The sequence below is a fragment of the Alterinioella nitratireducens genome, assembly GCF_013155465.1.
GTDB classification, from domain to species: Bacteria; Pseudomonadota; Alphaproteobacteria; order Rhodobacterales; family Rhodobacteraceae; genus Alterinioella; species Alterinioella nitratireducens.
In genome coordinates, this window is record NZ_JABJVX010000015.1 from 22596 (window position 1) to 48655 (window position 26060).

General features: G+C 66.1%; 29 protein-coding genes and 2 pseudogenes. 19 read left to right on the forward strand and 12 right to left on the reverse strand.

What is annotated here, in order from left to right:
- The first annotated feature begins 190 nt into the window (after window positions 1-190).
- A complete protein-coding gene (locus HNS34_RS17605) occupies window positions 191-817 on the forward strand; it encodes a GntR family transcriptional regulator (RefSeq protein ID WP_172321412.1) in 627 nt (208 codons plus the stop codon).
- Here HNS34_RS17605 and HNS34_RS17610 read toward each other — a convergent pair.
- Window positions 814-1884: an Ldh family oxidoreductase gene (locus HNS34_RS17610; protein WP_172321413.1), complete on the reverse strand. Its 1071-nt coding sequence runs from the start codon at window positions 1882-1884 to the stop codon at window positions 814-816. The genes HNS34_RS17605 and HNS34_RS17610 overlap by 4 nt on opposite strands.
- A 79-nt stretch (window positions 1885-1963) precedes the next feature.
- On the opposite strand from HNS34_RS17610, the gene HNS34_RS17615 reads away from it, so the two are divergent.
- From HNS34_RS17615 to HNS34_RS17630, 4 genes are read left to right on the forward strand one after another with little or no spacing between them, the layout of a single operon-like run.
- Window positions 1964-3154 carry an ATP-grasp domain-containing protein gene (locus HNS34_RS17615; protein WP_268879109.1) on the forward strand — a complete coding sequence of 397 codons (1191 nt, stop codon included), beginning with the start codon at window positions 1964-1966 and terminating at the stop codon, window positions 3152-3154.
- Complete coding sequence (locus tag HNS34_RS17620) at window positions 3147-4043, forward strand: succinate--CoA ligase subunit alpha (protein ID WP_172321415.1); 897 nt, start codon at window positions 3147-3149, stop codon at window positions 4041-4043. The genes HNS34_RS17615 and HNS34_RS17620 overlap by 8 nt, the downstream gene beginning before the upstream one ends.
- Complete coding sequence (locus HNS34_RS17625) at window positions 4040-5212, forward strand: acyl-CoA dehydrogenase family protein (RefSeq protein WP_172321416.1); 1173 nt, start codon at window positions 4040-4042, stop codon at window positions 5210-5212. Before HNS34_RS17620 ends, HNS34_RS17625 begins: the two co-directional genes overlap by 4 nt.
- Before the next feature lie 21 nt (window positions 5213-5233).
- Entirely contained in the window at window positions 5234-6022 is a 789-nt protein-coding gene (locus HNS34_RS17630; protein ID WP_172321417.1) for an HpcH/HpaI aldolase family protein, read from the forward strand.
- Here HNS34_RS17630 and HNS34_RS17635 read toward each other — a convergent pair.
- The 9 genes and pseudogenes from HNS34_RS17635 to HNS34_RS17670 all read right to left on the reverse strand — a co-directional run bounded on the left by HNS34_RS17635 (window position 6014) and on the right by HNS34_RS17670 (window position 12566).
- Window positions 6014-6538: a chromate transporter gene (locus HNS34_RS17635; RefSeq protein ID WP_172321418.1), complete on the reverse strand. Its 525-nt coding sequence runs from the start codon at window positions 6536-6538 to the stop codon at window positions 6014-6016. The genes HNS34_RS17630 and HNS34_RS17635 overlap by 9 nt on opposite strands.
- Window positions 6531-7097 (reverse strand): chromate transporter, encoded by a 567-nt coding sequence (locus tag HNS34_RS17640; RefSeq protein WP_172321419.1) that lies wholly within the window; start codon window positions 7095-7097, stop codon window positions 6531-6533. Before HNS34_RS17640 ends, HNS34_RS17635 begins: the two co-directional genes overlap by 8 nt.
- Window positions 7094-7858 (reverse strand): SDR family NAD(P)-dependent oxidoreductase, encoded by a 765-nt coding sequence (locus HNS34_RS17645; protein ID WP_172321420.1) that lies wholly within the window; start codon window positions 7856-7858, stop codon window positions 7094-7096. The genes HNS34_RS17640 and HNS34_RS17645 overlap by 4 nt, the downstream gene beginning before the upstream one ends.
- A 9-nt stretch (window positions 7859-7867) precedes the next feature.
- Window positions 7868-9394 carry a tripartite tricarboxylate transporter permease gene (locus tag HNS34_RS17650; protein WP_172321421.1) on the reverse strand — a complete coding sequence of 509 codons (1527 nt, stop codon included), beginning with the start codon at window positions 9392-9394 and terminating at the stop codon, window positions 7868-7870.
- A gap of 1 nt (window position 9395) precedes the next feature.
- Window positions 9396-9842: a tripartite tricarboxylate transporter TctB family protein gene (locus HNS34_RS17655; RefSeq protein WP_172321422.1), complete on the reverse strand. Its 447-nt coding sequence runs from the start codon at window positions 9840-9842 to the stop codon at window positions 9396-9398.
- A gap of 125 nt (window positions 9843-9967) precedes the next feature.
- A complete protein-coding gene (locus HNS34_RS17660; protein ID WP_172321423.1) occupies window positions 9968-10945 on the reverse strand; it encodes a Bug family tripartite tricarboxylate transporter substrate binding protein in 978 nt (325 codons plus the stop codon).
- A 445-nt stretch (window positions 10946-11390) separates the two neighbouring features.
- Window positions 11391-11621, reverse strand: a pseudogene (locus HNS34_RS17665) (integrase core domain-containing protein); the annotation flags it as partial.
- Window positions 11619-11813: pseudogene (locus HNS34_RS20570) on the reverse strand (DNA methylase); the annotation flags it as partial. The pseudogenes HNS34_RS17665 and HNS34_RS20570, both read right to left, overlap by 3 nt.
- A gap of 396 nt (window positions 11814-12209) precedes the next feature.
- The gene (locus HNS34_RS17670) at window positions 12210-12566 is read right to left on the reverse strand and encodes a DUF6362 family protein (RefSeq protein ID WP_328700568.1); all 357 of its coding nucleotides are present in this window, start codon (window positions 12564-12566) and stop codon (window positions 12210-12212) included.
- Between HNS34_RS17670 and HNS34_RS17675 the strand changes: the two genes are divergently transcribed.
- The 14 genes from HNS34_RS17675 (at window position 12540) to HNS34_RS17740 (ending at window position 24697) form a co-directional block, all read left to right on the forward strand.
- Window positions 12540-14459, forward strand: coding sequence for a type I restriction endonuclease subunit R (locus HNS34_RS17675; RefSeq protein ID WP_328700569.1), 1920 nt, complete (start codon window positions 12540-12542; stop codon window positions 14457-14459). The two genes, HNS34_RS17670 and HNS34_RS17675, sit on opposite strands and share 27 nt — an antisense overlap.
- Window positions 14456-15172 carry a M48 family metallopeptidase gene (locus HNS34_RS17680; RefSeq protein WP_172321425.1) on the forward strand — a complete coding sequence of 239 codons (717 nt, stop codon included), beginning with the start codon at window positions 14456-14458 and terminating at the stop codon, window positions 15170-15172. The genes HNS34_RS17675 and HNS34_RS17680 overlap by 4 nt, the downstream gene beginning before the upstream one ends.
- Before the next feature lie 492 nt (window positions 15173-15664).
- Window positions 15665-17212, forward strand: a complete 1548-nt coding sequence (locus HNS34_RS17685) for a winged helix-turn-helix domain-containing tetratricopeptide repeat protein (protein WP_172321426.1) — start codon at window positions 15665-15667, stop codon at window positions 17210-17212.
- A 138-nt stretch (window positions 17213-17350) separates the two neighbouring features.
- Entirely contained in the window at window positions 17351-18529 is a 1179-nt protein-coding gene (locus tag HNS34_RS17690; protein WP_172321427.1) for an MFS transporter, read from the forward strand.
- Window positions 18526-19266 (forward strand): hypothetical protein, encoded by a 741-nt coding sequence (locus tag HNS34_RS17695; RefSeq protein WP_172321428.1) that lies wholly within the window; start codon window positions 18526-18528, stop codon window positions 19264-19266. Before HNS34_RS17690 ends, HNS34_RS17695 begins: the two co-directional genes overlap by 4 nt.
- Window positions 19263-19646: a nuclear transport factor 2 family protein gene (locus tag HNS34_RS17700; protein ID WP_172321429.1), complete on the forward strand. Its 384-nt coding sequence runs from the start codon at window positions 19263-19265 to the stop codon at window positions 19644-19646. The genes HNS34_RS17695 and HNS34_RS17700 overlap by 4 nt, the downstream gene beginning before the upstream one ends.
- On the forward strand, window positions 19643-20449 hold the full coding sequence (locus HNS34_RS17705) for a methyltransferase domain-containing protein (RefSeq protein WP_172321430.1): 807 nt from the start codon (window positions 19643-19645) through the stop codon (window positions 20447-20449). The genes HNS34_RS17700 and HNS34_RS17705 overlap by 4 nt, the downstream gene beginning before the upstream one ends.
- Before the next feature lie 49 nt (window positions 20450-20498).
- Window positions 20499-20933: a cupin domain-containing protein gene (locus HNS34_RS17710; RefSeq protein ID WP_172321431.1), complete on the forward strand. Its 435-nt coding sequence runs from the start codon at window positions 20499-20501 to the stop codon at window positions 20931-20933.
- Window positions 20930-21361: an ester cyclase gene (locus tag HNS34_RS17715; protein WP_172321432.1), complete on the forward strand. Its 432-nt coding sequence runs from the start codon at window positions 20930-20932 to the stop codon at window positions 21359-21361. The genes HNS34_RS17710 and HNS34_RS17715 overlap by 4 nt, the downstream gene beginning before the upstream one ends.
- A 40-nt stretch (window positions 21362-21401) precedes the next feature.
- Complete coding sequence (locus HNS34_RS17720) at window positions 21402-21740, forward strand: cupin domain-containing protein (RefSeq protein WP_172321433.1); 339 nt, start codon at window positions 21402-21404, stop codon at window positions 21738-21740.
- A 1-nt stretch (window position 21741) separates the two neighbouring features.
- On the forward strand, window positions 21742-22281 hold the full coding sequence (locus HNS34_RS17725; RefSeq protein WP_172321434.1) for a GNAT family N-acetyltransferase: 540 nt from the start codon (window positions 21742-21744) through the stop codon (window positions 22279-22281).
- On the forward strand, window positions 22274-23023 hold the full coding sequence (locus HNS34_RS17730) for a gamma-glutamylcyclotransferase (RefSeq protein ID WP_172321435.1): 750 nt from the start codon (window positions 22274-22276) through the stop codon (window positions 23021-23023). Before HNS34_RS17725 ends, HNS34_RS17730 begins: the two co-directional genes overlap by 8 nt.
- Window positions 23020-24084: a dipeptidase gene (locus tag HNS34_RS17735; protein WP_172321436.1), complete on the forward strand. Its 1065-nt coding sequence runs from the start codon at window positions 23020-23022 to the stop codon at window positions 24082-24084. Before HNS34_RS17730 ends, HNS34_RS17735 begins: the two co-directional genes overlap by 4 nt.
- Window positions 24085-24151: 67 nt before the next feature.
- Window positions 24152-24697, forward strand: coding sequence for a GNAT family N-acetyltransferase (locus HNS34_RS17740; RefSeq protein ID WP_172321437.1), 546 nt, complete (start codon window positions 24152-24154; stop codon window positions 24695-24697).
- A gap of 344 nt (window positions 24698-25041) precedes the next feature.
- On the opposite strand, the gene HNS34_RS17745 is transcribed toward HNS34_RS17740, so the two are convergent.
- On the reverse strand, window positions 25042-25716 hold the full coding sequence (locus HNS34_RS17745; protein WP_172321438.1) for a YcbK family protein: 675 nt from the start codon (window positions 25714-25716) through the stop codon (window positions 25042-25044).
- A gap of 72 nt (window positions 25717-25788) precedes the next feature.
- A complete protein-coding gene (locus HNS34_RS17750; RefSeq protein WP_214647525.1) occupies window positions 25789-26043 on the reverse strand; it encodes a DUF6127 family protein in 255 nt (84 codons plus the stop codon).
- Window positions 26044-26060 lie beyond the last annotated feature (17 nt).

Consider the following 26060-nt stretch of genomic DNA (forward strand, 5'->3'; position numbering starts at 1 on the left):
CGCCACGCGTGGCGATCAATATTATCCAAGTGTATACGTTTGTCCACATTGCGATGCGAGCCGCCCGATCTGGATACCTCCGCATTTGCCCGGAGCCGAAATTGCTGATAAAGCCGAGGCCCTTGAAGATTGGTGCCACCGCCGGAATTGCGCCCGGTGACTGACGCCCGAAGTGAAGGAACATCGGCCCATGTCGATCTCTCAACAGGTTTACGCTGACTTCATGGAGGGATTGCGGCTGGGCAAGTACAAGCCGGGGGACAGGATCCGGGCCGAGGACGTGGCCAAGGCCTTCCAGGTCAGCCGCACCCCCGTGCGCGAGGCCCTGTCGCGGCTGCAGGAACGCGGGCTTCTCGAGATAACGGCCTCGGGTCTGTCGGTGACGCAGATGGACCGCGCCGGTGTGCTCGAACTCTATGCCATCCGCGAACTGCTCGAAGGGGCGGCGGCCCGTTTCGCGGCGCAGCATGCGTCGCCCAGCGACCTCTATTCGATGCAGCACATCGCCGAGGCCTTCGCCGCCTGCGAGGACGACCCGCCGCGTGTAGCGCAACTCAACCGCGCCTTTCATGACGCGATCTACGAGGCGGCGCACAACAAACATCTGCTGAACCTGCTGGCGGGGATGCACGACACGCTGATGCTGATGCCGAACACCACCTTCATGGTCAAAAACCGGCAGAGCGACTCCGTGGTCGAGCACAACGCGATCCTCGAGGCGATCGAGAAACGCGATCCCGATGCCGCCGAGCAATACGCCCGCGAGCATATCCGCAAGGCCCGCGACACGCGGCTCGGGATGATGTTCCGCTACTAGGCCGACAGGGCGCCGGGCAGGGCCACGCCCCGGTCCCGCGCGATGTCCGCCAGCGGCTCAAGGTCCACGGTCCGGTAGGGAATGCCCTCCGCCCGCCGGGCCGCCTCGACCCGCGCCTCGGGCTCGCCCGGCATGAAGATCTCCTCGACGCCGTCGGCCTTGGGATTCGCCTTCACGGTGCTGACCAGGTCGGCCATCCGCGCGGTGAAGTCGTCGGTCGAGATGAAGAGGTCGGGCTTCATCACCAGGATGAAATGCCCCACCCCCTGCGGCCGGTCGAAGTTCTTGTACTGGTCGCCCACATCCCCGGCGAACCGCGCCCCGGTCAGGACCCCGCAGAGGATGTCCATCAGCATCGACAGCCCCGCGCCCTTTGGCCCGCCGATGGGCAGAAGGGTGCCCTTCAGCGCCGCCTCGGGATCGGTCGTGGGCCGGCCCTCGCCGTCCAGCGCCCATGTGTCGGGGATGGCGCGGCCCTCGCGGGCGGCCTTGCGGATCTTGCCCCGCGCCACGACGGTCGGCGCCATGTCCAGGATGAAGGGCAGCCCCCCTTCATTCGGCGCAGCGGCGGCGAAGGGGCTGGTGCCGAACAGCTCTTCAGTTCCGCCCCAGGGCGGCAGCGCGCGAGAGGCGTTGGTAAAGACCATGGCGAGGCACCCGGCCTCCACCGCCTTCAGAAGATAGGTCGCCGCCATGCCGAAATGCGTGGAGTTGCGTACGCCGACAAGGGCGATACCGGCGTCCTGCGCCATGGCCACCGCCTCGTCGATCGCCCGGCTGGCGATGACGAAGCCCAGGCCGTCCTGCCCGTCCAGCCGGGCGACGGAGGGCGCGATGCGCTCGAAGGTCAGCTGCGGCGCCGCCGTGACCAGCCCCTTGTCGAGGCGGTTCAGGTAGCCGGGAAGCCGGACGATCCCATGCGTATCGATTCCCCGCAGGTCCGCCCGAACCAGCGCCGAAGCGGCGATCCCGGCGTCCTCTTCCGGCACGCCGGAGGACTGCAAGAGCCCTGCTGCAAAGGCCGTTGCCTCGTCTGCGCGCAGATTCACGCTGGCTGCGTCGGTCATTCTGTCCTCCCTTGAATGCTGGTCGTTTGACGTCTTGGACACAACTGTATACAGACGGATGCAGAGATTATACAGACGGATGCAGAGATGTCGATCAGCGTTCGGATCGATAACGGTGGAGGCGACAATCCTACTTCTTGAACATGATGCGAAAATGCTGCTGGGCGCGCGGGGCCTGACCGTCCCCGAGGGTGTGCTGGCGGCAGCCGACACTATGCCCGAGCCCACGGGCGACGGCCCCTGGGTCGTCAAGGCGCAGGTCCCCGTCGGCGGGCGCGGCAAGGCGGGCGGCGTGTGCGTCGTGCAGGACCGGGCCGGGCTGCAAGAGGCGGCGGACGCGATCTGCGCCCTGACCATCAAGGGTTTCCCGGTCCGCGAGCTGCGGATCGAGGAGGCGGTGCCCGATGCGACGGAACTCTACGTCGGACTGGTCCTCGACCCGGCCACGGCCGAGGTCGTGGTGATGGCCTCCGCCGAGGGCGGGGTCGAGATCGAGGCGCAGGCCGAGACGGCGATCCACCGCCGCTGGGCGCGCCCGGACGAGGCCTCCCTGACGGCGGCGCTGGCCGAGGTCGCCGGCGCCCTGCCCCCCAACGCCGCCCGCGCGGTGACGGAGGCCGGCGCGCGAATCGTGGCCGCATGGCTTGATCTCGATGCCACGCTGATCGAGCTGAACCCCCTGTTCCTGCGGGCCGACGGCAGCTGGATCGCCGGGGACGTGCGGATGGACGTGGACGAGGGCGCCCTGCCCCGCCAGCCGGGCCTGACCGCCCTTCTTGACGACCGGGCCGCCGCCTACCCCGAGGCGATCTTCAAGCGCGACAACGGCTTCGACCTTGTCGTGGTGGACCCGGAGGGCGAGATCGGCCTCGTCACCACCGGCGCGGGCCTGTCGATGCAGCTGATCGACGAGATGACCGCGCGCGGGCTGAAACCCTACAACTTCTGCGACATCCGCTCCGGCGGGATGCGGGGCGATCCCGCCCGGCTGGTCGAGAACATCCGCCGGGTGCTGGAGGGGCCGAACCTCAAATGCATCCTCGTCAACATCTTCGCCGGGATCACCGAACTCGGCGAATTCGCCGGGCTGCTGCTCAAGGCGCTCGACGAATTGGGCGAGGTCCCGGTGCCGCTCGTCGTGCGCCTTGTCGGGAACGGGCAGGACCGGGCGGACGCGATCCTGCGCGCCTCGGGCCGGGGCCTGATCCTCGAGCGGGACCTCGACCGCGCGATTTCTCTCTGTGCCGCGCCGGAGGTGGCCGATGCTTGAGCAACTGATCGACCCCGCCGCGCCGCAGGTGCCGGTCATGGTGCAGGGCGCCACCGGCCGCGCCGCTCGCCAGCACATCAAGCTGATGCTGGGACACGGCACCAACATCGTCGCCGGGATCTCGCCCAAGGCCGCGGGTGAGGTGCAGGACGGCGTGCCCATCTTCGCCACCTGCGCCGAAGCGGTGGAGGGCACCGGCGCGCGGGTCAGCCTGCCGATGGTGCCGCCGATGTCCGTCCTGCCCGCCGCGCGCGAGGCACTAGAGGCCGGGGTGCGGCTGATCGTGACGGTGACCGAGGGGATGCCAGTGCGCGACGCCATGCACCTACACGCGCTGATCCGCGAGCATGGCGCCGAATGGACCGGCGCCTCCTCTCCCGGGCTGGCCGTGCCCGGGCGGTGCAAGCTGGGCTTCCTGCCCGATGCCTGCCTCGCCCTCGGCCCCATCGCGCTCTGGTCGAAAAGCGGGACGCTGTCCTACGAGACGGCCCTGCGATTGAAATCCCGCGGCCTCGGACAGTCGGCCTGGATCGGGGTCGGCGGCGACGCGGTCAAGGGCACCCGGTTCGCCGACCTCGTCCCGCTCTTCCGCGATCACACCCCCACCCGGGCCGTCGTCATCGTCGGAGAGATCGGCGGCACCGAGGAAGAGGACCTGGCCGCCCGTCTGGCGCAAGAGCCGCTGGACAAACCGGTCTATGCCATCCTCGCCGGCTCGGCCGCGCCCGAGGGCAAGACCATGGGCCATGCCGGCGCCATCGTCAGCGGCGGCAAGGGCACCTTCGAAAGCAAGGCCGAGGCGCTCCAGTCCGCGGGCGTCCACGTCTTCCGCGCCATCCCGCCACTCGTCGACCGGGTGGCCCAAGACTTCCAGAAAGAGACAGCATGAAACCGACCTTTACCGACGAACAACGGGCCATGGTGGGCACCGTCCGCGAACTGACCCAGGGCAAATTCATCGACCGGGGCCTCAAGTGGATGGACGGCACCTTCCCCTGGGACAACATGAAGGAACTGGCCGAGATCGGCGTTCTCGGCATGTCGGTCCCCGAGGAATACGGCGGCCTCGGCCTGCCGGTGATGGACACCGCCCTCGTCCTCGAGGAGATCGCCAAGGGTTGCTACGTCACCGCCATGGCCGTCCTCGGCGAGGTCGGCGTGCAGTGCCGCGTCATCTCGACCTACGCGCCGGACAGCATCAAGGAGGCGATCCTGCCCGGCGTCGTCACCGGCGAGAACATCCTCGCCGTCTGCATGACCGAGCCACACGCCGGCACCGATGTCGCCAACTACAAGACCAACACGCGGGTCAAGGGCGACCGGGTGGTGGTGAACGGGGTCAAGACGCTGATCTCGCGCGCGCCGGAGGCCGCGATGTTCGTGGTCTTCACCCGCGTGAACGACGTCCCCGGCCACGAGGGCATCGGCTGCGTCCTGATCCCCGGCGGCACCGAGGGCCTCTCGGTCACCGGCAACTACCACACGATGGGCGGCGAATACCTCCACGAGGTGCGGTTCGAGAACGTGGAGCTCCCGCGCGAGAACCTAGTCATCGACGACAACGGCATGAAGAAGCTGCTGAACGCCTTCAACACCCAGCGCTGCCTCAACCCCTCCATCTCGCTCGGCCTCGCCGAGGGGGCCTTCGACGCCGCGCTGGCCTTCGCGCAGGAGCGCACCGCCTTCGGCCGCGCCATCGGCGACTTTCAGGGGATGCGCTGGAAGCTGGCGGACATGTACAAGGACATCGAGGCCGGGCGCGGCCTGCTCTACAGGGCCTGCGCCAGCGCCAACCCCTTCCCCGACCCGTTCCTCGCGGCGACGGCGAAGATCTTCAACAACGAGATGGCCCTGCGCGTGACCTCCGAGGCGGTGCAGATCCACGGCGGCTACGGGTTCACCGACGAATACCTCGTCAGCCGGCACTACCGGGGCGTGCGCTACGGCACCCTTGGCGGCGGGACGTCCGAGACGCTGCGCGACCTGATCGGCAAGCGCCTGATGCGGGACGGGGACATGGGCGACGGCATCCTGAGCCGTGTTCTGGACGAAGCCTGACCGGCCATAGGGAGGACTGACATGGCACGTACCTTCGACAATCCGCTGAAGGCGAAACTGGCGAAAGGAGAGCCGGCGCTCGGCATGAGCGTCCGGCTGTCCCGGACCCCCGACATCGCCCGCATCGCCAAGAGCACCGGGCACGACTTCCTGTTCATCGATATCCAGCACTCGATCTTCAACGCCGAGACCCTGTCCAACATGGCGCAGACGGCGGTGGAGATCGGGATCGCCCCGGTTGTTCGTGTCCGCTCCATCGACGATCCGGACGTGTCGCTCCTCCTCGACAACTGCGTCACGGGGATCGTCTACCCGGACATCGCCAACGCGGCCGAGGCGCAGAAGGCCGTCGACACCTGCAAGTTCGCGCCGCTCGGAAAGCGGTCGGTCACCGGCGGCTACCCGATGTTCGACTTCGCCGCCGTCCCCCTGTCCGAGGCCATACCGCAGATGAACGCGGCGACGCTCGTCGTGGTCATGGTCGAGACCGTCGAGGGGCTCGAGAACGTCGAAGATATCGCGGCGGTCAAGGGCGTCGACGTGATCCACGTCGGCACCAACGACCTGCTCGTCAACATGGGCATCCCCGGCAAGTTCGACGACCCGCGCATCATCGAGGCGCAGGAGCGCGTCAACGCGGCCTGCGCGGCCAACGGCATCGTCGCGGGCTGCGGCGGCAACCGCAGCGTGGAGCGGCAGGCGAACGCGATCCGCAAGGGCGCGCGGTTCCTGACCACGCAGACCGACATCGGCTTCCTGTCCTCGGCGGCCAGGGCCTGGATCGACGGGCTGAAGGAGGCACTAGCCTAGCCCGGCCACGCCCACCACGGCGGCGATGGCGAGAATGGCCACCGGCGGCAGGCGGGTGGTCAGCGACAGCGTCGCCGCCGCCACGGTGATCACCCACGAGATCGGCCCGCTCGCCGCCGCGAGCGTCAGCAGGATCGCACTCGACACCACCAGCCCCACCGTCATCGGCACCAGCCCCCGGCGCAGGACCACGAACCAGCGCATCTCGGACCAGCGCGTCCAGGCGCGGGCGACGATGGCCCCGATGATGATCGACGGCGCGACGAAGACCGCCGTGGCCGCCAGCCCGCCCCCGATCCCGAACAGCCGCCAGCCGATCAGAGTCACGAACAGCGTGTTCGGCCCGGGCGAGGCCTGCGCCAGCGCGAAGAGCGAGGTGAACTCCTGGGCCGTCAGCCAGCCGTTCTCGGCCACCAGCACCCGCTGCAATTCGCCCAGGATCACGTTGATCCCGCCGATGGCCAGCAGGCTCTGGATCACCATCTGCCCGAGCAGGTCGATCAGCTGGTCAGACATGGGTCCGCGCCTTCCAAAGGTAGAGGCCGATGGACAGCGGCGCGCAGCCGAGGATCACCCAGAGCAGCGGGACCCGGAAGCCGATCACCAGCACGATGACGAGCGCGCCGACGCCCCATGCGACGGGATTGCCCCGCTGCGGCCAGAACAACCGCAGGGCGACCGCGATCAGGAGCCCGGCCGCCGCCGAGGCGATGGTCCCGGTTGCCCGCTGGACTGCCGGCACGTCGGCCACGCCAGAATAGATGATCGCAAGAGTCAGCGCGATGATGACCGGCAAGAGGAGCAAGCCCCCCAGGCAGGCCAGCGCCCCGGCCCAGCCGGCGATCCGCATTCCGAAGATGACCGAGATGTTGACGATGTTCGGCCCCGGCAGGATCTGGCAGATCGCCAGAACCTCCGAGAATTCCTCGTGCGTCATCCAGCGGCGCCGCGTGACCAGCTCGTGGACCACGACGGGCAGGACGCCGCCGAAGCCGGTCACGCCGATCAGCAGCCAGCAGCGGAACATCGCGCCGAGTGTGGTCTCTGTCGGGGCGCCGGGTGGCGGACCTGTCACGTCACCGCGCACAATCCGCCATCCACGTTGATCGCCGTGCCGGTGACGTAAGAGGCCGCGTCCGAGGCGAGGAAGCAGGCGACGTTGGCGAATTCCTCCGCCTCCCCCAGCCGCTTCAAGGGCACCTTGTCGGCGGTGGGCTTCAGGAAGGCCTCGTAGTCGTCCTGCCCCGACGCCGCGAAGCGGCGCTCCCACTGACCGGACTTGATCTTGCCCACGCAGAGCGCGTTGACGAGGACGTTCCACGGCGCCAGTTCCTTGGACAGGGCCTTGGTCAGGGTGATCCCCGCGCCCCGGCTGACCGAGGTCGGCAGGCTGCCGCCGTCAGGGGTCTTCCCGACGATCGCCGTGACGTTCAGCACCCGCCCCCAGTGCTGCGCCTTCATTCCCGGCAGGACGGCGCGGGTCAGGGCCAGCGGCGCGTGGAGCTTGAGGTCCATGTCCTCGATCATCCGGTCGCGGGTCGCGTCCTCCACCGGGCCGCGCTGGGAGGAGCCGGCGTTGTTGACCAGGATGTCGATGGTTCCGAACCGGTCCAGCGCCTCGGCCACCGCCGCGTCGCGGGCGGCCGCGTCGGTGATATCGCAGGCGATCGGATGGGCGGCCGCGATCTCCGCCGCCGCGCTTTCGAGGTCGCCCCTGCCACGCGCAAGCATCACGACCCGGGCGCCCGAGGCGGCCATCCGCCGGGCCATGGCGAGGCCGAGTCCCTTGCTCGCCCCGGTGATCAGGGCGGTGCGTCCGGTCAGGTCGATCTGCATGAAGGTCTCCTAGTCATCCGCCCCGCCTGTCAGATGCTCCTTCCGACGGTTTCTGCGGCTGTCGCGCAGGATCACCCAAGTCGTCCAGACCAGCAGCAGGGCGGTCATCGCCAGAAGCGTGCCACTGATCGGCCGTGTCAGCATCTCGGTGAAATCGCCCCGGTAGATCAGCATCGCCCGCTTGAAGTTCTCCTCGACCATCGGCCCGAGGATGAAGCCGATCAGCAGCGGCGCGAGTTCGAACCTCAGAAGCCGCAGGACGTACCCCGCAAATCCGAAAGCAAGGACGAGCACCACGTCGAAGGCGCTGGTCCGCACGGTATAGACGCCGATGCAGATGAAGCAGAGCACCGCGGGGTAGAGGATGCCGTAGGGGATCTTGAGCAACCGGACCCAGACCCCGATCAGCGGGATGTTCAGGACCAGCAGCATCACGTTGCCGATCCAGAAGCTGGCGGCGAGGCCCCAGAAGATGTCGGGGTTGCGCTCCATCAGCTGCGGGCCGGGCTGGATGCCGTGAATCAACAGCGCACCCATCATGACGGCCATGGTGGCACTGCCCGGAATGCCGAGGGTCATGGTCGGGATGAAGGCCGACTGCACGGCGGCGTTGTTGGCGCTCTCGGGCGACATGATGCCCTCGATCGCGCCCTTGCCGAATTCCTCGGGATGCTTGGACAGACGCTTTTCAATTGCATAGCCGATGAAAGTCGCGATGGATGGCCCAGTACCCGGCAGCGCGCCGAAGAAGGCGCCAAGACCCGCACCGCGCAACATCGGCATCCCCGAACGGCGAACCTCGTCCCTGCGGGGAATCATGCTGCGGAAGGTCACCGCCTGGATGAAGGGTTTGTCGATCTTTTGTCCGATGGACAGGATCACCTCGCTGACGCCAAATAGTCCCATGGCCAGCGCGATGAAGCTGATCCCCTCGTGCAGTTCGAAATAGCCGAATGTGAAGCGAGCGATGCCGGTGTTCAGATCCGCGCCGATGGTGCCGAGCAACATGCCTGCGACGACCATCGCAAGGCCCTTGGCCGGCGCGTCCTGTGTTACCGTCGCGGCGGCGACGAGGCCGAAGACCATGATGGCGAAGTACTCCGCCGGCCCGAATTCCAGCGCCCACTGCACGATCAGCGGCGCCAGGGAATAGAGCATCAGGATGCCGAAGGTCCCGCCGAAGAAGCTGGCGATGGTGGTCGCGAAGAGGGCGACGCCCGACCGCCCCTGCTGGGTCATCGGGTAGCCGTCGAGGCAGGTGACCGCGTTGGACGGCGTGCCCGGCAGGTTCAGCAGGATCGAGGACGTCGATCCGCCGTACTCGGCGCCGTAGTAGACGCCGCCCAGCATGACGAGCGCCGTGGTCGGGTCCAGGTAGAAGGTGATCGGCAGGAGCATCGAGACCGCCGCCAGCGATCCGATCCCCGGCAGCGCGCCGAAGAACGTCCCGAGGAAGACCCCGAGAAAGCAGTACATCAGGTTCTGCGCAGAGAAGGCGACGTCGAAGCCGGTCGCGATGTTGGCCCAGACATCCATCTCAGAGATCCCACCAGAAGGCCGGGATCGGCAGTCGCAGAAGCAGGACGAAGAGAACCCAGCAGATCAGGGCGACCGAGACCGAGGTGATGGCAAGCATCCTCCAGCCGGCGTCCCGGTTGCCGAGGATCGAGATCGCCGCGGTGACCAGCGCCGCGCCGACAAGGCCGATGCGGGGGAGCAGCAGGGCGAAGGCGCCGATCGAGGCCAGGACGGCGACCAGCGGCCGCCAGTAGAGATCGGGCGCCGGTTCATCGATCCTCAGGCTCGACAGCAGGATCACCGCGCCGAGGAACATGGAGATCGCGCCGAGCCAGTGCGGCACGAAGCCGGGACCCATCCGACCGATGGTTCCCATCGGGTAGCCCATCGACCCGAAGAAGAAGAAGGCGCCGAGAGCGAGGACCAGAAGGCCCGAAATTGCCTCGACCGGATCGATCCGCGGCATGAAGAATGTCCTGTGATGGGTCGGACGGCGGACCGCCCCCTGTTGGTTTCCGTCCCGACGTTAGCGCGGAACCTGAACGAAGGACGCCCCCGAATCTGCATCCGGGGGCGTCGTGTTGTCCGGCCTTACTCGGCCTGGTCCTTCATGCCGGCCTGTTCGGCGACCTCGACCCAGCGATCGAAGTTCATGGCCATGAAGTCCGCGGTCTCCTGCGCACTCATCGGGCGCGGGGTGCCCCCGTCGTTGGCAAGGAACTCGGCGAACTGGTCGGTCTCGAGCACTTCGTTGATGGCGGCGTTCAGCTCGTCCACCCGCGCCTGCTCCATGCCCGCCGGGCCGAGGATGGCCCACCATTGGATCACCTCAAAATCGTCGAGGCCGCTTTCGGCCAGGGTCGGCGTGTCGGGCATGGCGTCAGACCGCTCGAGACTGGTGATGGCGATGGGCGTGATGTTGCCCGCCTCCACCTGCGGCAGCATCTGTGTCATCGACCCGATCGAGTACTCGATGAAGCCGCCCATGACGTCAGTCATGGCGGGGCCGCCACCCGGGTACTGAACCACCTGCACGTTAGACCCGACGGCCTGGTTTAGCAGCTCCCCCGCGAAATGCTGGATCGACCCGACGCCAGTGGCCCCGTAGCTGAGGTCGTCGTTGGAGCGGATATAGTCGAAGAAGGCCTCAGGCTCCGTTGCTTCGATGTCGGGCTTGGCTCCGATCACCAGCGGCACCTGTCCGATCAGGGCAATAGGTGTGAAGTCGGCGCGCGGATCAAAGGGCAGATCGTCACGCACGGCGGCGTTCATGGTGAACGTCACCGAGGCAATCATGATGTTGTACCCGTCCGGGTCCTGCTGGGCAAGATAAGCCGAGCCGATCGTGGCGCCGCCACCAGGGCGGTTCTCAACTACAACGGGCTGACCCCATTGCTCTGACAACTGCAGGCCAAGTTGCCGAGCGACGATGTCGTTGGACCCACCGGGCGAGAAAGGAACCGTAAGGGTTACCGGTTCGTTCGGGAAATCTTGCGCAATTGCTGTGGTGGCGGCTGCGGCTGTCAGGCCCGCAGCGATTCCAATTTTGGCTAGTGACATACGGCTCATTTTTTTCCTCCCATGTGCCGGGCGGGGTTCCGGTCCTGTGGACCGGGCACTCGCCCCTTTACCCTCGCGGCTGCCCGGCACCGACGCATCGTCTTGCATCCATACCAGATCCTCCCACCGCTCAGAATACGTCTGTGTATAAACGTATACGCTTGGATTAGTCAATGACCCCGAGGCCGCTGGACAACTTGTCAGCACTCCGGCGCTCCCTGAGGTATCATACCGTTTACCTGCAACCCTGGGAGCCGCCTCTCAGCCCAAGGGAGGCAGCAGCCGATGCTTCACCACTTCTTTTGTTAGCGGCTGATCCCGCCCATTGCGGACAGCAAGCCCAACCACCCGCGGACCATCGGTCAGTTCGAGCGGATGACCCGTAAGATCAACGACACCACCTTGAACCGCTTCCACTATGCCAGTCTGGACTTGCCCCCGTTTCACCGGACGCTCAGGCGGTTGCGGTTTGAGCTGCAATGAACTCGCGCGGCGAGCACATCTTCAGCCCTGAGTGCGGGTGGTTGTCGTTGTAGTCCTCGAACAACCCGGCGATCAATCCGAGGACTGTGGTGGCGTCCGGCAGCGGCGTGACGTGAACGTAGTCGCGCTTCAGCGTCTTCACGAACGCCTCGGCGATGCCATTGCTCTGCGGGCTCTTCACTGGTGTGTAGCAAGGCCTCAGCACGCGACCATGGCCCGCGATCAACTCACCGTCGTCGGCAACCAGGCAAGGCACGGTCCAGCCGAACTCGGCCATGCTCGCGGCGATCTTCGCGACCTGATCCGCGCCATGCGCCTTCGCGTTTTTCGCGTAAGGCTGGAGCTTTGCCAGCGGCCATGTCTCGATCGCGTCCGGGGCAAAGCTCAGGGTCATGTGGATCGGTTCGCCTCAATCGGGTGGACTCCGGACACCCCCGGCCAGCCTGGACTCCACGAAGGGTCCAGCGGCCGCCGGGCGTGTCGGGTACTAAAGGTTTGTTTTGTTGTGGTTTTCAGAAGGTCGCGGGTGGATGCCTGCTAGGGGTGGCTTCCCAAAAAACCGGCCCTGTCGCTGGCGATATTGCGCGCTTCGCCCGCCAGCATACGAATATCGCCAGGAAGGAACCAAGAACTCAATGGGTTACCCCATCGGACCCCGGCTGGACCCTTCGCTGGACCCTGGAAGCCAGCGGCGCGGCGTCGGCCTGCGCGCTCCTCTCCCGAGCATATTCGTTTTCTAACGGCCTCGACGAAATGTGTAAGGGCCTGCGATGTACACCCGAAAATTTCCTCAGAGGACGATTTTTCTTGACAGCCGATTGGCGTTTTCGATGACGAACTGCTGCGAGCGACGGGGCGACGGCACGCGACCGTTCAGCCGCCAGGTGATCACCGCAAGGCCGTACTGCCAGCGCTTGGTCGCGGCCGTGCGCGACAGACCGAACTGCCAGCAGATCGGCTTCCACGCCATGCCGTCGGCGCGGGCCCAGACCAGGCGCCCATCCTCGGGCTCCAGCCAGCGCAGCCAGAGCATCGCTTCCTCGGCCTGCGTGATCTGTCGCGGGCTGGGCCTTGGCCGACGCATCTGCGGCTCCTGACCGACCATGTCGGCGATCCGAACATTTTCGTGCTGGTGGACGAGAGCCATAGGACTCAGACGGGGCGCTACGGCGGCCACAGCCAATTCGCCGCCAAGATGCGCCGCCTCCTTCCAAAGGCCTGCTACCTTGGCTTCACCGGCACGCCCCTGCTGAAGAAGGAGAAGAACACGCTTTCGACCTTCGGGCGGCTGATCCACCGCTACGCCATCGACGAGGCGGTCGCCGACGGCGCCGTCGTGCCGCTGCTCTACGAGGGACGACTTGTGGAGCAGCAGGTCTCTGGCACCGTGATTGACCGCTGGTTCGAGAAGATCAGCGAGGGGCTCACCGAGGACCAGAAGCGTGATCTGAAGCGCAAGTTCTCCCGGATGGACGCGTTGGCCAAGACTGACCAGGCCATCCGAGCCAAGGCGTTCGACATCTCCGAGCACTATCGCCAGCACTGGCAGGGGACCGGCTTCAAGGCGCAGCTCGTTGCCCCCTCGAAGGCCGCGGCCGTCCGCTTCAAGGAGGTTCTCGACGAGATCGGCCATGTCTCGAGTGCGATCGTCATCTCCCCGCCGGATGAGAACGAGGGCAACGAGGAGGTCGACCAGGAATCCAAGGACCTCGTCCGCCGCTTCTGGTCGCAGATGATGGCGCGGTACAAGACCGAGGAAGAGTACAATCGCCAGATCATCGATGCCTTCAAGGGTTCCGGCGATCCGGAGATCCTGATCGTCGTCTCCAAGCTGCTCACCGGCTTCGACGCGCCCCGGAACACGGTCCTTTATGTCTGCAAGTCCCTGAAGGAACACAATCTCCTGCAGGCGATTGCGCGGGTGAACCGGCTCTACGAGGACGGCGGAACGGAGAAACAGTTCGGCTTCATCGTCGACTATGAGGGGCTGCTGGGCGAGCTGGACAGTGCGCTGACGACGTACAGCGCCTTCGAAGGCTACGAGGCGGCTGACCTCGCCGGAACGGTGCATGACGTCCGCGAGGAGATCCGCAAGCTGCCCCAGCTGCACGATCAGCTCTGGGATCTGTTCAAACCGGTTCGAAACAAGAAGGACATGGAGCAGTTCGAGCAGCACCTCGCTGACGAGGCGCTGCGCCATGAGTTCTACGGGCGCCTCAAGGCATTCAGCCGCTGCCTGCACATCTCGCTCTCGTCCGACAAGCTGTTCGATGTCTTCGACGAGGCCAAGATCGATGCCCTGAAACGCGACTGGAAGCAGTTCTCCGAACTCAAGCGCTCGGTCCAGCTCCGCTACCAGGAGACGGTCGATGTCCGCGAGTTCGAGCCGAAGATCCAGAAGCTCCTTGATGACCACGTCGTGGCAATGCCGGCGGAAACCATCATCGAGGTGGTCAACATCAACGATCCCGACGCGCTGAAGGCCGTCGTCGAAGAGACGGGGGTGTCCGAGGCCTCGAGGGCCGATCGCATCGCCAGCGCGACCCGGCGGGCGATCACCGAGAAGATGGATGAGGACCCGACGTTCTACAAACAGTTCTCCGAGCTGCTCGAAGAGACCATCCGCGCCTACCGCGAGAAGCGGCTGTCCGAGCGCGAATACCTGAACAGCGTCGTGGACCTCGCGAGCAAGGTCGCGCGCAAGGATCGCGGCCGCGATGTTCCGGAAAGCATCCGGGGCGATGAGGATGCGCAGGCGTTCTTCGGCGTCCTGGACGGTCAGCTGAAGACCGAAGGCGATGAGCTGGTAGCCGGCGACGATGCCGCAGCGATCGCTCAACAGATCATCGACATCATCAAGTCCCACCTGATCGTGGACATCTGGTCGAACGAGGTGGCCCAGAACAATCTGCGGAACGCCATCGATGACTACTTCTTCGACGTCCTGCGCGACGAAAAGGGCGTCGAACTGCCCGTGGAGGTGCTCGACGAGCTCGAACTGAAGATCATGGACCTCGCCCGGGCCCGGTTCGCAGCATGACGCCGGAATTGCATTGCCTGCAGTACGGTGAGCAGGAGATACGATACGAAATCGTCCGCCGCCCAAGGAAGACACTGGAGATCGCCGTCGAGCCGGATGCGTCGGTGGTGATCGCGGCCCCGGAAGACGCGACACTAGACGCCATCGAAGCCAAGCTGCGGAAGCGCGCGGCATGGGTGACGAGGCAGCAACGGTACTTTGCCCAATTCCTGCCGCGGACGCCGGAGCGCAGGTTCGTGGCCGGAGAAACGCATCTTTACCTAGGGCGCCAGTACCGGCTGAAGGTCGTCCCGCATGTCCAGGAAAGCGTGAAGCTGATCCGCGGCTTCATCGTCGTGCAGACTCACCGGCCGACCAGGCCGGAGGTGACACGCGAACTGGTCGAGGCATGGTATCGAGACCGGGCCCACATCAAGTTTCCGGAGCGGATCGAACTCTGTCTCGGTCTGTTCCCGGATCCCGAGGCATTCCGGCCGATGGGGCTCATCGTGCGTCAGACCCGGCAGAGGTGGGGATCCATGTCTCCGGCAGGACGCCTGCTGCTGAACCGCCGCCTCGTGCAGGCGCCGGTCGATGCCATCGACTATGTCATCACCCACGAGCTCTGCCATGTGGCCGAGCCACATCACGGCGCCGCATTCTTCGATCTCCTCGACAAGGTGATGCCCGACTGGGAGCGCCGGAAGCAGAGACTGGAACGGGCCATGGCCTAAGAACTTCCGAACCCGGTCGCGGCAGCCCCAAACGCGACTCCAATCCAAGCAATTTCAATGGCTTGGATTTCTCCTATATCTACAGGGGCTTATGAGAAATTCACCAAAATGGCGCAGTCATGAGGTCCGGAGAATATCAGCCCCGAGAGACCGCTTCGGGGCCTCGCGACGGCAGGGCCAGTGCTCAGCCCCTCCCGCATAACCCTCGAAAACAACGGAAAAATCCGGCCGCAGCCGGATCGGGAGAACGCTTTCGCACGGGCAAGTGGCGGAGGGGATGGGTCTGACATCCAACCTTCTTTTGGTCTTTACTTATTGATATTGATACATTATCGTTGATCAACGAAGTTCCTGGCGTGCTACTTCTCTCTCCTGCCGGTCCTTCTTTACGAGAGTCGGACAGCTTTGTTTGCCTCAAGCGCCAGAAAAAAACGCGCAGCCCTTCAGGGATCGTTGCTATAATTGTGCGAATTTTCGACCTTCCGGAACCAGATGGACACCTTCCGCTTCTCAGATTTCGCGCTCGACCCTCGGACGCGGCAGCTTTGTCGTGGCGTCGAGGTCGTGGCACTTGGGGCGCGGGCGTTCGATCTTCTGGAACTGCTGGTCGTGAACCGGAACAGGGTCGTCAGCCGCGATGAGGTCATGGCGTCGGTCTGGCCCGGCACGGTTGTGGGCGAGAACAATCTGAACGTGCAGGTCGCCAATCTGCGCCGCGTCCTCGGTGCCAACGCCATCCTCACCGTGTCTGGCCGGGGCCTTCGTTTCGCGCTTGATGTCGCGCCGGACAAGCTGCCGCTGGCGCTTCCCGATCGTCCTTCGGTCGTCGTTCTGCCCTTCAATTCGATGGGGGGCGTTCCGGAACTGGACTGGCTGGCCGACGGGTTCGTCGAGGATATCACGACGGAATTGTCCCGGTTCCGAGACCTCTTCGTCGTGGCGCGCAACTCGGCCTTCGTCTATCGAAACATGCCGCGCGATCTCAGGGTCATCTCGCGCGAGCTGGGCGTCCGCTACGTCGTCGAAGGCAGTGTCCGCGCCACGTCCGAGCGTGTGCGCGTCACCGCGCAGCTGATCGACGCGCACTCCGGGGGGCATGTCTGGGCCGAGGTCTTCGACCGCGACCTTGGCGGGCATTTCGACACGCAGGCTCGGGTGTCGCAGGCCATCGTGACCTGTCTCGCGCCGCAGATCGACCGGGCCGAGGCCGACCGCATCCGCACGGCCGTGCCCGAGGACCGGACCGCGCATGGCATCGCGCTGCGGGGTTGGTCCCTGGTTTCGGCCGGCGACATGGCCTACGACCCCGCACCGCGCGACAAGGCGGCGGAGCTTGCCCGGTGGGCACTGGACCTCGATCCGACCTCGGGCCTCGCCTGGCGCGTGCTGGCCTGGGTCGCCTGGTGGAACGTCTATCACGCCACGACACCCTCCGTGCCCGACACGCTCTCCGAAGGAATCGACGCGGCCACGAAGGCCATCGCTGCCGATCCGACCGACCACCACGCGCGGCGGCTCCGGGCGCTTCTGCACTTCATGAACCAGGATGCCAGGGCCGGCCTGCCCGAGCTTCGCCAGGCGCACGAGATGAACCCGAACTGCGCGGTGACGCTGGCGTGGCTTGGCCTCTACGAGGTCTTTCATGGCGATGCCGAACGCGGTGTGCCGCTGGCCGAGGCAGCGCTGCGCCGCTCTCCGCGCGATCCCTCGCGCGGCTCCCTCCTCGCGGCGCTTGGTTTCGCGCAGTTCGCCGTGCGAAACTACGACGCGGCCGCGCAGGCGGCGGAGGGGGCGCTCGCCGAGGCCGCGGGAAGCGCCACGCCGCTGATCCTTGCCGCTATCGCCTGGGTCGGCACGGGGCGGATCGACCGAGCCGCGGCGGCCTTCAAGCGGGTCGAGCAGATCGCGCCATCCCTCGTCGAGGCGCGACTTGCTGGGCGCTGGCTCACCTCGAACCCCGACTACCTGGCCCGGGTACATACATTCTTCCGCATCGCCGCCGGCCTCGCCCCGGCCGACGCGGCGGACGCCCTGCGATAGACGAGCCCCCCGCGCAGGTCTGGATGCCGGTTTTCACCGCAGGATTTAGAATTTTTTAGCAGGTCTGGTAGCGCCGTTTCTGCGGATCCGGCGTAATATTGCAAAGCTGCCGACCTGGCGGCGGTCGATGGGGACGACATGGACGACGCAACGGCGCGCTGGCGGATGCTGGCCATCTTGTTCATCGCGCGCACCGCGATGGCGTTTCAGTTCCAGATGGTTGGCGCTCTTTCGCCGCTGTTCGTCACCACCTACGGGGTCGGACTCGCCGACATCGGCCTGCTGGTGGGACTGTATTTCGCGCCGGGCGTCGTCATCGCCCTGCCGGGCGGATCGCTGGCCGCGCGCTTTGGCGACAAGCGGCTACTGGTTCTGGCCAGCGCGCTGATGCTGGCGGGCGGCGCGCTGGCGCTGCTGGTCGACAGTTTCGCGGGGCAGATCGCGGCACGTGTGATCGCCGGTGTCGGCGGTGTCACACTCAATGTGATCGGCACCAAGGTCGTCGCCGACTGGTTCGCGGGGCGCGAGATCGGCACGGCGATGGCGATCTACATCAATTCCTGGCCCGTCGGCATCGCGCTGGCGCTCGCGGTGCTGCCCGGTGTCGCGGCACTGGGCGGACTGGATGTCGCGTTGGGTATCAATGCCGCGTTGGCGGCGCTGGGGCTGGGGCTGTTGCTGGCGGTGTTCCGCACCTCGCCGCAGGCCGCGGGCGCGGCCTTGCCCGCCGTGTGGCCGCAAGGCGCGCGGCTCAGAGCGCTGGTCGCAGCGGCGCTGATCTGGGCCTTCGTCAACGCGGCGCTGATCCTCGCCTTCAGCTTTGGTCCCGCGCTTCTGACCCAGCGCGGCCTGCCGCTGGTCGCGGCCAGCGGCCTGACCAGCCTGTCGCTGTGGGTGCTGGCGCTGTGCGCCCCGTTCGGCGGCATCCTCGCGGATCGGACCGGGGCGCGCGACGGCGTCATCCTGTGCGGGCTCGCGGTCTTTGCGGCGGGGCTGATCGTAATTCGCATCGACCTGCCGCCAGCGCTGGGGTTCGCGCTGATCGGGATCGGCACGGGCCTGGGCGCCGGGCCAGTCATGACGCTGCCGGCGGCCGTGCTGGACCCAGCGACGCGGGCGCTGGGCATGGGGCTGTTCTTCACGCTGTACTACGGCGTCACACTGATCGGCCCGGTGCTGGGCGGATGGCTGGCGGCGCTGACCGGATCGGCGGCCAGCAGTTTCGATGCCGCGGTGGTGCTGCTCGGTCTGTGCGTGCCGCTGCTGATGCTGGTGCGCCAGATGATCGCGGCCGGACCGCAGGGTCAGCCCGCATGACCCGGACTGGTGATCACGACTGGATCACCCTGCACCGGCTGCGGTTTCCCGAAGCCATATCCGCACGAGACCGGATATTTGCGCCCGTCGCTGGAGCTGCCGTCTGGCGCTTCTGCCCGCAACATACACCGGGCGACGACGGTCTCGTCACCCTGACTTCGGACATCTGGGGCGGGCTCGGGATCTGGGGCAGCCGGGACGAGGCCGAGGCGATGCTTTCCGATCCGGGCACGGCGATGCCCTGGCTGGCGGAAGCCGTCGCGGCTTGGCACTGCCTCGCCATCCCGGTGTCGCACCGGGGCAAGGTGAACTGGCGCGGCCATGTCGAGGATGGCACCGCAGTGCGTCCCGCCCCGGCCGATCCCGGCGGCCCGCTGGTCGTCGTCACCACAGCGGGGTTCCTGTCGCGCGAGGACTGGATGCTGCCCCGCATCCGGCTCTTCGTGGAAGGCGTGTCCGAGGTGATGGCGTGGTACGGCGCGCTGCCCTCGAACCTGCGCAACGACGTGTTCAACGGCCCCGAAGGGCGCGAAGGCTTCACCTGCTCGCTCTGGCGCTCGGACGAGGCGATGCGCGAGGCCGCCTATCACGATGGCCGTCACCGCGCCCGGATGGAGCAGAACCGCGCCGGTCTCATGTTCGATTACTCGTCCTTCACCCGACTGCGCGCGCTGCGCAGCCATGGCGACTGGGACGGCGATCCGTTTGCTGAATTGCAGGAAGGAGCCATGACATGACCGAGGCCATCGCGGCGATTGCCGCCAACTACACGGCTGCGTGGAACAGCGGCTCGCCCGAAGCAGTTGCGTCCTTCTACGCCGAGACGGGCGGCATCGTCATCAACCGTGGCACGCCCTGGGAGGGGCGTGCAGGCGTGCAGGCCATGGCCGAGGGATTTTTCGCCGATGTTCCCGACCTGAACCTGACCTGTGACGGGGTGCGCATCGCGGGCGATCACGTCGCCTTTCTGTGGACCTTCACCGGCCACCATGCCGAAACGCGCAACCCCTTGCGGATTGCCGGCTGGGAAGAGTGGAACCTCGACGGCGAGGGCAAAGTCATCGCCTCGAGAGGCTGGTTCGACGCAGAGGATTACGCCCGGCAGGTGGCGGGATGAGCGACCCCTTCGCAGATGTCGACGCGGCGTCCCCGGAGTTCATCGAGATCATGGCAACCGCGCTTGAAGTGCGCGCGGCGGACCCCTCCATGTTGCCCGTGATCGACGGTTATCTCGACCGGCTTTCGCCGCCCGACGGTGGCCTGATCGTCGATATCGGTTGCGGCACCGGCGGTGTGACCCGGCGCATCGCCGACCGATTCAGGCGCGCCAGCGTCCTCGGCATCGAACCCTCCGTCGCCTTGACGGACACGGCGCGGGGGCTGGCGGGCGACCGGGCAAACTTGGAGTTCCGGGTCGGCGACGGTGCCGCGCTCGGTCTCGGGGACGGCAGCGCGGACATCGCCATCCTGCACACCGTGCTGTCCCATGTGGCCGACCCCGCAAGTCTGGTCGCCGAGGCCACGCGCATCCTGCGCCCGGGCGGCACACTGGTGGTCTGTGACGCCGATTTCTCGAAGGCGGCTCTGGGGCTTTGCCAAGGCGATCCGCTGGACTCTTGCGCCCGGGCCTTCGTGGCCGGATCGGTCACCGACGCTTGGCTTGCGGGCAAGCTCAAGCCGCTGGCTTTTGCTGCCGGGCTAACGGTCGCGCATTTCGGCACCGCCAACCGCGTGGTGACGGACGGCATGGGCAACCTCGTCTGGGTCAGGATGGCATCGGCGCGCCTGGTGGGCGACGGCGTGATCGGGCAGCCACTCGCGGATGCGCTTGAGGCCGAATACATGCGCCGCGCCGAGGCCGGGACGCTTTACGGCTTCCTGCCCTTTGTGACGATGATCGCCTTGAAAGCTGAGAGATGAGGATGCCTTGCCATAGGATGGGCGGCAGCCTTTGCGCGGAGGATGACGCATGACAAAAGCCACAAGGCAAATGGCCGATGTCATGCCGATCCTGCACCTGACAGAGGGGGCGGACGGCATTTCGCACTTTTCGGACCTGCATGTTTCCCTCCGCTCCGGCGGTTTCGCCCCGCCCGCGCCTCCAATGCCGATCTCAGCAACCGAGGCGGTGACCGGATTGCTCTATCTCGTCCTGCCCGCCGGATGGGGCGGGGCGCAGCATCCTTCCCCACGCCGGCAGGTCGCCTTCTGCCTGTCCGGCCGCCTTCGGGTCGAGGCGGGCGACGGCGAGATGCGGGAATTCGGCGCAGGCGCGATCTGGCGGATGGAGGACGTCTCCGGATCGGGCCACACGACCACCGTGATCGGCGAAGAGGACGTGCGCCTCGCCATAGTGCAACTGCCGCCGCAACCCGGCGACCCGACCCCGAAGGAAATCCCATGAACATCATCGAACAAACTGTCCGCCAGTTTCACGAGTCCTGGGACCTGCGCAATCCTGACCGCGGTGCTGCCGTCATCGCCCCGGATTGTCGCTTCGAGGATGTGGCGCGCGGCGAGGCGCAGATCGGCCCCGACGGCTACCGCATGGACTATCACCGCTGGCGCGCGGCTTTCCCCGATGGCGAGGTCAAGGTCGTCAACGTCATCACTGGGGGCGATGGACCCGACGGCTGGGCGGTGGTCGAGTTTCTCAATCGCGGCACCCAGACCGGACCCCTTCATTCGAGCCTGGGGGATTTCCCACCCTCGGGCCGCCGGATGGAAGTGCGCTATTGCTCGGTCATGCGGGTGCAGGACGGCAAGGTGGTCGAGGGCCGCGACTATTACGACAGCGCCAGTATCGCACGACAACTGGGGCTGGTGGCGTGAGAAACGCCGCAGCTTTGAACCACTGCAAAAGGAGACGCCAATGAACTTTCCCGCTTTCTTCGACGCGATGCCCGCTCTTGACGTGCCGTTCCCCGAGGATGTGGTCACGACCCACGCCGTCGCTTCGGATGCGGGGCTGGTGGCCTTCTTCCGCTTTCACAAGGACATGGACCTTCCGCCCCACGCGCACGGGCCCCAATGGGGCACGGTGATCGCCGGAGAGATCGTCTTCACCATCGGCGGCGAGACGCGGACCTATCGACCGGGTGACAACTACGACATCCCTGCAGGTGTCGAGCACAGCGCGAGGATCCGGGCCGGGACCATTGCGGTCGACGTCTTTGCCGAAGCTGACCGCTATCCGCTGAAGGCACGCTGAGATGGCGGTTGATATCACCAGAGCCGAAACCCTCGAAGACCTTGACGCCGTGCGCGCGTTGATCCGCGACTTCTTCGGCTGGGCGATGGAGAATGTGGCGAAGGGCGAAAAGGACCCCAACCCGTCGGTCTTCGCCAACCTCGAAGCCGAACTTGCCGGCCTGCCGGGACGCTTCGGCCCGCCCTCGGGCTGTCTGCTGCTGGCGCGGCTTGACGGCGCGCCGGTGGGCTGTGTCGCCTTCTATGGGCAGGACGCCGCGACGATGGAGATCAAGCGCATGTTCGTGCGCCCCGATGCCTGGGGTCACGGGATCGGGGCGCGGATGCTAAAAGTGCTGCTGGCCGAGGCCGAGGCCGCCGGATACGTCCGCTACCGTCTGTCCACCCATCACGCACTGCACGCCGCCCAGTCGCTTTACCGGCGCGCTGGATTTCGCGACGTGCCCGGTTCGGCGGATTTTCCGGGCATCGTCGAAGGCGTCGACATCTGCATGGAAATGATACCGGTCCGCGAGACCAAAGAGGAGAGCCGCCTTGCCTGAACTGACCGACCCTTTTGCCCATCACCCTGAATTGCGCGACCGGATCGCCGATACTGAGACGTCTTTCTTTCGAACGTTCAGCGTTGAGGCGATCATCGCAGCAGACCCCCGACAAGAGGCGTTTCGCGACTGGGTCCATACAGACGCGCAGCGCGAGGCGATCCGGGCACAGGCCCTGGCTGGCCATTCGGGCGATCTGTGGATCTTTGGCTATGGGTCGCTGATGTGGGATCCGGCCCTGCGCTTTGCCGAGGTGCGGCGCGCCAATGTCGCGGGCCATGCCCGCCGCCTGATCCTGGTCGACACAAAGGGTGGCCGCGGCACGGAAGAGGCGCCGGGCCTGTTCGCGACACTCGATGCGGGCGAAGGGTGCGAGGGGCTGGCCTTTCGGATCGCGGCGGCGGATGTCGAGACCGAGACCGAAATCCTGTTCCGGCGCGAGATGATCGCGCCCGGCTACCTTGCCCGGTTCGTCCCGGCCCGGATCGGCGATGTGGATATCCGCGTGTTGGCCTTTATCGCGGACCACGACGTGCCGGACGTGCGCCCCGATCTGACCCACGAGGAACAGGTACGCTACGTTGCCCACGGGGTGGGTGATCTTGGCACAAGCCGGGACTACCTTGCCAATATCGTCGCACATTTCACGCATCTCGGGATCACAGACGCGCATTGCAGCGACCTGCTGCGCGCGGTGGATGCCTATCTCACAACGCTGACCGAGCAGGAGCCAGCCCGATGACCGCCCTCGTTCCCTTCTTCGACGGCCACAACGATTTCCTGCTGCGGCTGATGATGACGCCCGCCCCGCGCGAGGAGACCTGGCTCGGCGCCAGTGGCCGGGGGCACCTCGACCTGGCGCGGATGAAGGCCTCCGGCTTTGCGGGCGGGCTCTTTGCGATCTTCGTGCCGCCGGCGTCCAGTGGTCCGCCGCCCGACTTCAAGGCACTGATGGCCGACCCGCCCTATGCGCTGCCCATGCCGCCCGAGATGACGCACACGCAGGCCCAGCCCGATGCGCTGGCCATGGCCGGGCTTCTGCACTGGATGGAGCGGGCCGCCCCAGGAGACTTCCGCGTCTGCCGTTCGGTGCCCGAGATCCGCGCCGCGATGGAGGCGCGCGTGATCGCGGGCGTCATGCACATGGAGGGCGCCGAGGCGATCGGGCCGGACCTCGACGCCCTCCATCTTTTCCACGACATGGGCCTGCGGTCGCTCGGCTCGGTCTGGAGCAGGTCCACGATCTTCGGCCACGGTGTGCCGATGGCCTTTCCCGGCTCGCCCGATACGGGGCCCGGCCTTACCGGGAAGGGCCGCGACCTTGTCCGCCTGTGCGACGAACTCGGCATCCTGATCGACCTGTCGCACCTCAACGAAAAGGGCTTCGACGATGTGGCCCGCGTCTCCGGCAAGCCGCTCGTCGCCTCGCATTCCAACGCCCACGCGCTCTGCCCCAGTCCGCGCAACCTGACCGACCGGCAGCTTCACATGATCCGCGAGCGCAGCGGCATGGTGGGGTTCAACTTCGCGACTTTCTACCTGAATGCGGACGGCAGGGCCGATGGCGGCACGGGTTGGGACACGATGCTGCGCCACCTCGACCATCTGATCGCCGAGGCGGGCGAGGATCACGTCGGGCTCGGCTCGGATTTCGACGGCTGCGTGCTGCCCGATCTCATCGGCGACGTGACCGGCGTTCCGCTTCTCTTCGAGGCGATGGGCGCGCATGGCTACGATGCCCCGCTCCTCCGCAAGCTCGCGCGCGACAACTGGCTCGCCTGCCTCGACCGGTGCCTGACATGATGCGACTACCAGCAGAAAGGCACACCAAGACTGCTGCTCCCAATAATCCGACGAAGTAGGACATTCGATGAAAGCGATCGAGATTACAAACTGCGACCGACTGCCCCCGAAGGATGACCTGAACGCCATCCTGGCCCAGTATTATGCCAACATCGTCCGGCGCATGCAGGACATGGGGTTCGGGATCGATCCCGCCGCGCCGCAAAGCGCGCTTGCCGAATTCTGGACACACGCGGCGGACTACCTGCCACCCGATGGGTGCCTTACTCTGGCGCGCGACGAGGCCGGTCAGATTGTCGGATGCGGCATGATGAAACGATTGGACCGCGATACCGGAGAGCTGAAACGGGTGTTCGTCACCGAAGCTGCGCGGGGCACCGGCACCGGTCGTCGGCTGATCGAAGCGCGCATCGCGACGGCGCGCCAGATGGGTCTGAAAAGGCTGGTCGCCGACACGCTAACGCCCAATGTCGAGATGCGCAGTCTCTACCCCAAGCTCGGTTTTGTCGAGGTCGCGGGGCCTTTGGAAACAACGACCTATCTGGATCAGCCGATGCTGCGTCCACATCTGCACTATTTCGTCATGGAACTGGCGGAACCGGATAAGCAGTGACATTTCCTCTCAAATACGATGCCGTACCGGATGTGCTGTGACAAACCCACAGGGGCTGAACGGGGGCAGACCATGACGACCATTGCAGACCGCCGCAATCGCCATTGCTGTGGTTGGAACCGGGGCTGCAGCCGTTACTGTGCTTAACCGAGACATTCCCGATTTCGCGCGTTGGACATCATTGGCCTTCTCCGTGTGTTCGAGACGTTCAGCAATCCGCCCGACGCGTTCGCCGGAGCGGCGGATCGAAAGCAGGAACAGGACGACGGTGAGGGCGATCGCAGCGTAGCGTATCGCGGCCCTCGCCCACGGGCTGGCGGCAAACCCGGTGAGGAGTGCGCCAATCACCGCAGCCCCCGCTTCCAGTCATCGAGTCGGGCGTAGATCGTGACCGCGATCCCAACGAGAGCCACGGCGATGAACAACCAGCGAAGCGTGTCGAGATACGGAACCAGCGGCAGGATCGCGGTCTGGGTCTCGGCAAGAACGTTTTGCGCGACCTCGACCCCGGCTGCGCCCAAGGTCGCGACACCGGCCGCTCCGCCACCTTTCATGGTGCGGCTTTGTGCAAGGTCCTCACGCGCGGGCGGCGTGTCCTCGGCGAATGAGGTCGCTCGGATCGGAAACTGCTCACCCCACTGGCGGGTGGGTCCGAGATCGACATGGATGAAACCCGAGCGCGGATAGAAGCCGAACCCAAGGAACCCGACTGCGCGTGCCGCCGCCTCGAACACGACCGGGTCATGGTTCGACATTGCGATATCGAAGGCCGCGCCATCCATGTGCTTGGACCGCGTCGCGCCGCCGACGGCGCGGTTGTGCTCGGGGCTGCGATAAGCGGACCGCACGATCAGCGGCTTGCCCAGCCGGTCTCGCAGCACCTGCAGCTTGTCCAGCGCCGGTTCGTTGATCAGCAGTTTGCCGGTGCCGCGGCAGGCGATTTCGGCGGGTGAGAAATTCGGCCAACGCCAGGTGTCGTCCGGCACGTCGCGCCAATGCTCGTAGAAGGTCGTGGTCATGATGTCCTCCAGAAACGAAAAACCCGCCACATGGGCGGGTTCGGGTGGGTGAGAGTGTTGTTTCGGCGAGCGCTACGGATTGCCGCCGAAGATCTTCAATTTCATCGCGATGCCCGCCAGTAGAGCCAACATCACGCCGGTGGTGATCAGGTGGACGGCTGTCTGCACGGCGGTGCGTCGCACAAAGCGGATGCAGTCGAGCAGTGAGCGAAGATCGCGGATGTCGAGGGCCGCGTCCTTGCCATCGATTCCGGCGTCGGCCAGCGCGCGTTTGGCACCCGCTTCGGCGGCGCGTGTCAGCATTGCCTGGAATTCGATCTCGGACATGCGCATGTCGCCTTGAT

Excerpts from the sequence above, each read along its gene's own strand:
- HNS34_RS17750 (WP_214647525.1), bottom strand. The coding sequence starts at position 26,043 with ATGTCCGAGATCGAATTCCAGGCAATGCTGACACGCGCCGCCGAAGCG.
- HNS34_RS17710 (WP_172321431.1), top strand. The coding sequence starts at position 20,499 with ATGACAAAAGCCACAAGGCAAATGGCCGATGTCATGCCGATCCTGCAC.
- HNS34_RS17740 (WP_172321437.1), top strand. The coding sequence starts at position 24,152 with ATGAAAGCGATCGAGATTACAAACTGCGACCGACTGCCCCCGAAGGAT.
- HNS34_RS17725 (WP_172321434.1), top strand. The coding sequence starts at position 21,742 with ATGGCGGTTGATATCACCAGAGCCGAAACCCTCGAAGACCTTGACGCC.
- HNS34_RS17660 (WP_172321423.1), bottom strand. The coding sequence starts at position 10,945 with ATGAGCCGTATGTCACTAGCCAAAATTGGAATCGCTGCGGGCCTGACA.
- HNS34_RS17630 (WP_172321417.1), top strand. The coding sequence starts at position 5,234 with ATGGCACGTACCTTCGACAATCCGCTGAAGGCGAAACTGGCGAAAGGA.
- HNS34_RS17605 (WP_172321412.1), top strand. The coding sequence starts at position 191 with ATGTCGATCTCTCAACAGGTTTACGCTGACTTCATGGAGGGATTGCGG.
- HNS34_RS17655 (WP_172321422.1), bottom strand. The coding sequence starts at position 9,842 with ATGCCGCGGATCGATCCGGTCGAGGCAATTTCGGGCCTTCTGGTCCTC.
- HNS34_RS17705 (WP_172321430.1), top strand. The coding sequence starts at position 19,643 with ATGAGCGACCCCTTCGCAGATGTCGACGCGGCGTCCCCGGAGTTCATC.
- HNS34_RS17610 (WP_172321413.1), bottom strand. The coding sequence starts at position 1,884 with ATGACCGACGCAGCCAGCGTGAATCTGCGCGCAGACGAGGCAACGGCC.
- HNS34_RS17620 (WP_172321415.1), top strand. The coding sequence starts at position 3,147 with ATGCTTGAGCAACTGATCGACCCCGCCGCGCCGCAGGTGCCGGTCATG.
- HNS34_RS17700 (WP_172321429.1), top strand. The coding sequence starts at position 19,263 with ATGACCGAGGCCATCGCGGCGATTGCCGCCAACTACACGGCTGCGTGG.
- HNS34_RS17720 (WP_172321433.1), top strand. The coding sequence starts at position 21,402 with ATGAACTTTCCCGCTTTCTTCGACGCGATGCCCGCTCTTGACGTGCCG.
- HNS34_RS17645 (WP_172321420.1), bottom strand. The coding sequence starts at position 7,858 with ATGCAGATCGACCTGACCGGACGCACCGCCCTGATCACCGGGGCGAGC.
- HNS34_RS17695 (WP_172321428.1), top strand. The coding sequence starts at position 18,526 with ATGACCCGGACTGGTGATCACGACTGGATCACCCTGCACCGGCTGCGG.
- HNS34_RS17680 (WP_172321425.1), top strand. The coding sequence starts at position 14,456 with ATGACGCCGGAATTGCATTGCCTGCAGTACGGTGAGCAGGAGATACGA.
- HNS34_RS17715 (WP_172321432.1), top strand. The coding sequence starts at position 20,930 with ATGAACATCATCGAACAAACTGTCCGCCAGTTTCACGAGTCCTGGGAC.
- HNS34_RS17625 (WP_172321416.1), top strand. The coding sequence starts at position 4,040 with ATGAAACCGACCTTTACCGACGAACAACGGGCCATGGTGGGCACCGTC.
- HNS34_RS17635 (WP_172321418.1), bottom strand. The coding sequence starts at position 6,538 with ATGTCTGACCAGCTGATCGACCTGCTCGGGCAGATGGTGATCCAGAGC.
- HNS34_RS17670 (WP_328700568.1), bottom strand. The coding sequence starts at position 12,566 with ATGGCTCTCGTCCACCAGCACGAAAATGTTCGGATCGCCGACATGGTC.
- HNS34_RS17615 (WP_268879109.1), top strand. The coding sequence starts at position 1,964 with ATGCAGAGATGTCGATCAGCGTTCGGATCGATAACGGTGGAGGCGACA.
- HNS34_RS17685 (WP_172321426.1), top strand. The coding sequence starts at position 15,665 with ATGGACACCTTCCGCTTCTCAGATTTCGCGCTCGACCCTCGGACGCGG.
- HNS34_RS17650 (WP_172321421.1), bottom strand. The coding sequence starts at position 9,394 with ATGGATGTCTGGGCCAACATCGCGACCGGCTTCGACGTCGCCTTCTCT.
- HNS34_RS17745 (WP_172321438.1), bottom strand. The coding sequence starts at position 25,716 with ATGACCACGACCTTCTACGAGCATTGGCGCGACGTGCCGGACGACACC.
- HNS34_RS17690 (WP_172321427.1), top strand. The coding sequence starts at position 17,351 with ATGGACGACGCAACGGCGCGCTGGCGGATGCTGGCCATCTTGTTCATC.
- HNS34_RS17735 (WP_172321436.1), top strand. The coding sequence starts at position 23,020 with ATGACCGCCCTCGTTCCCTTCTTCGACGGCCACAACGATTTCCTGCTG.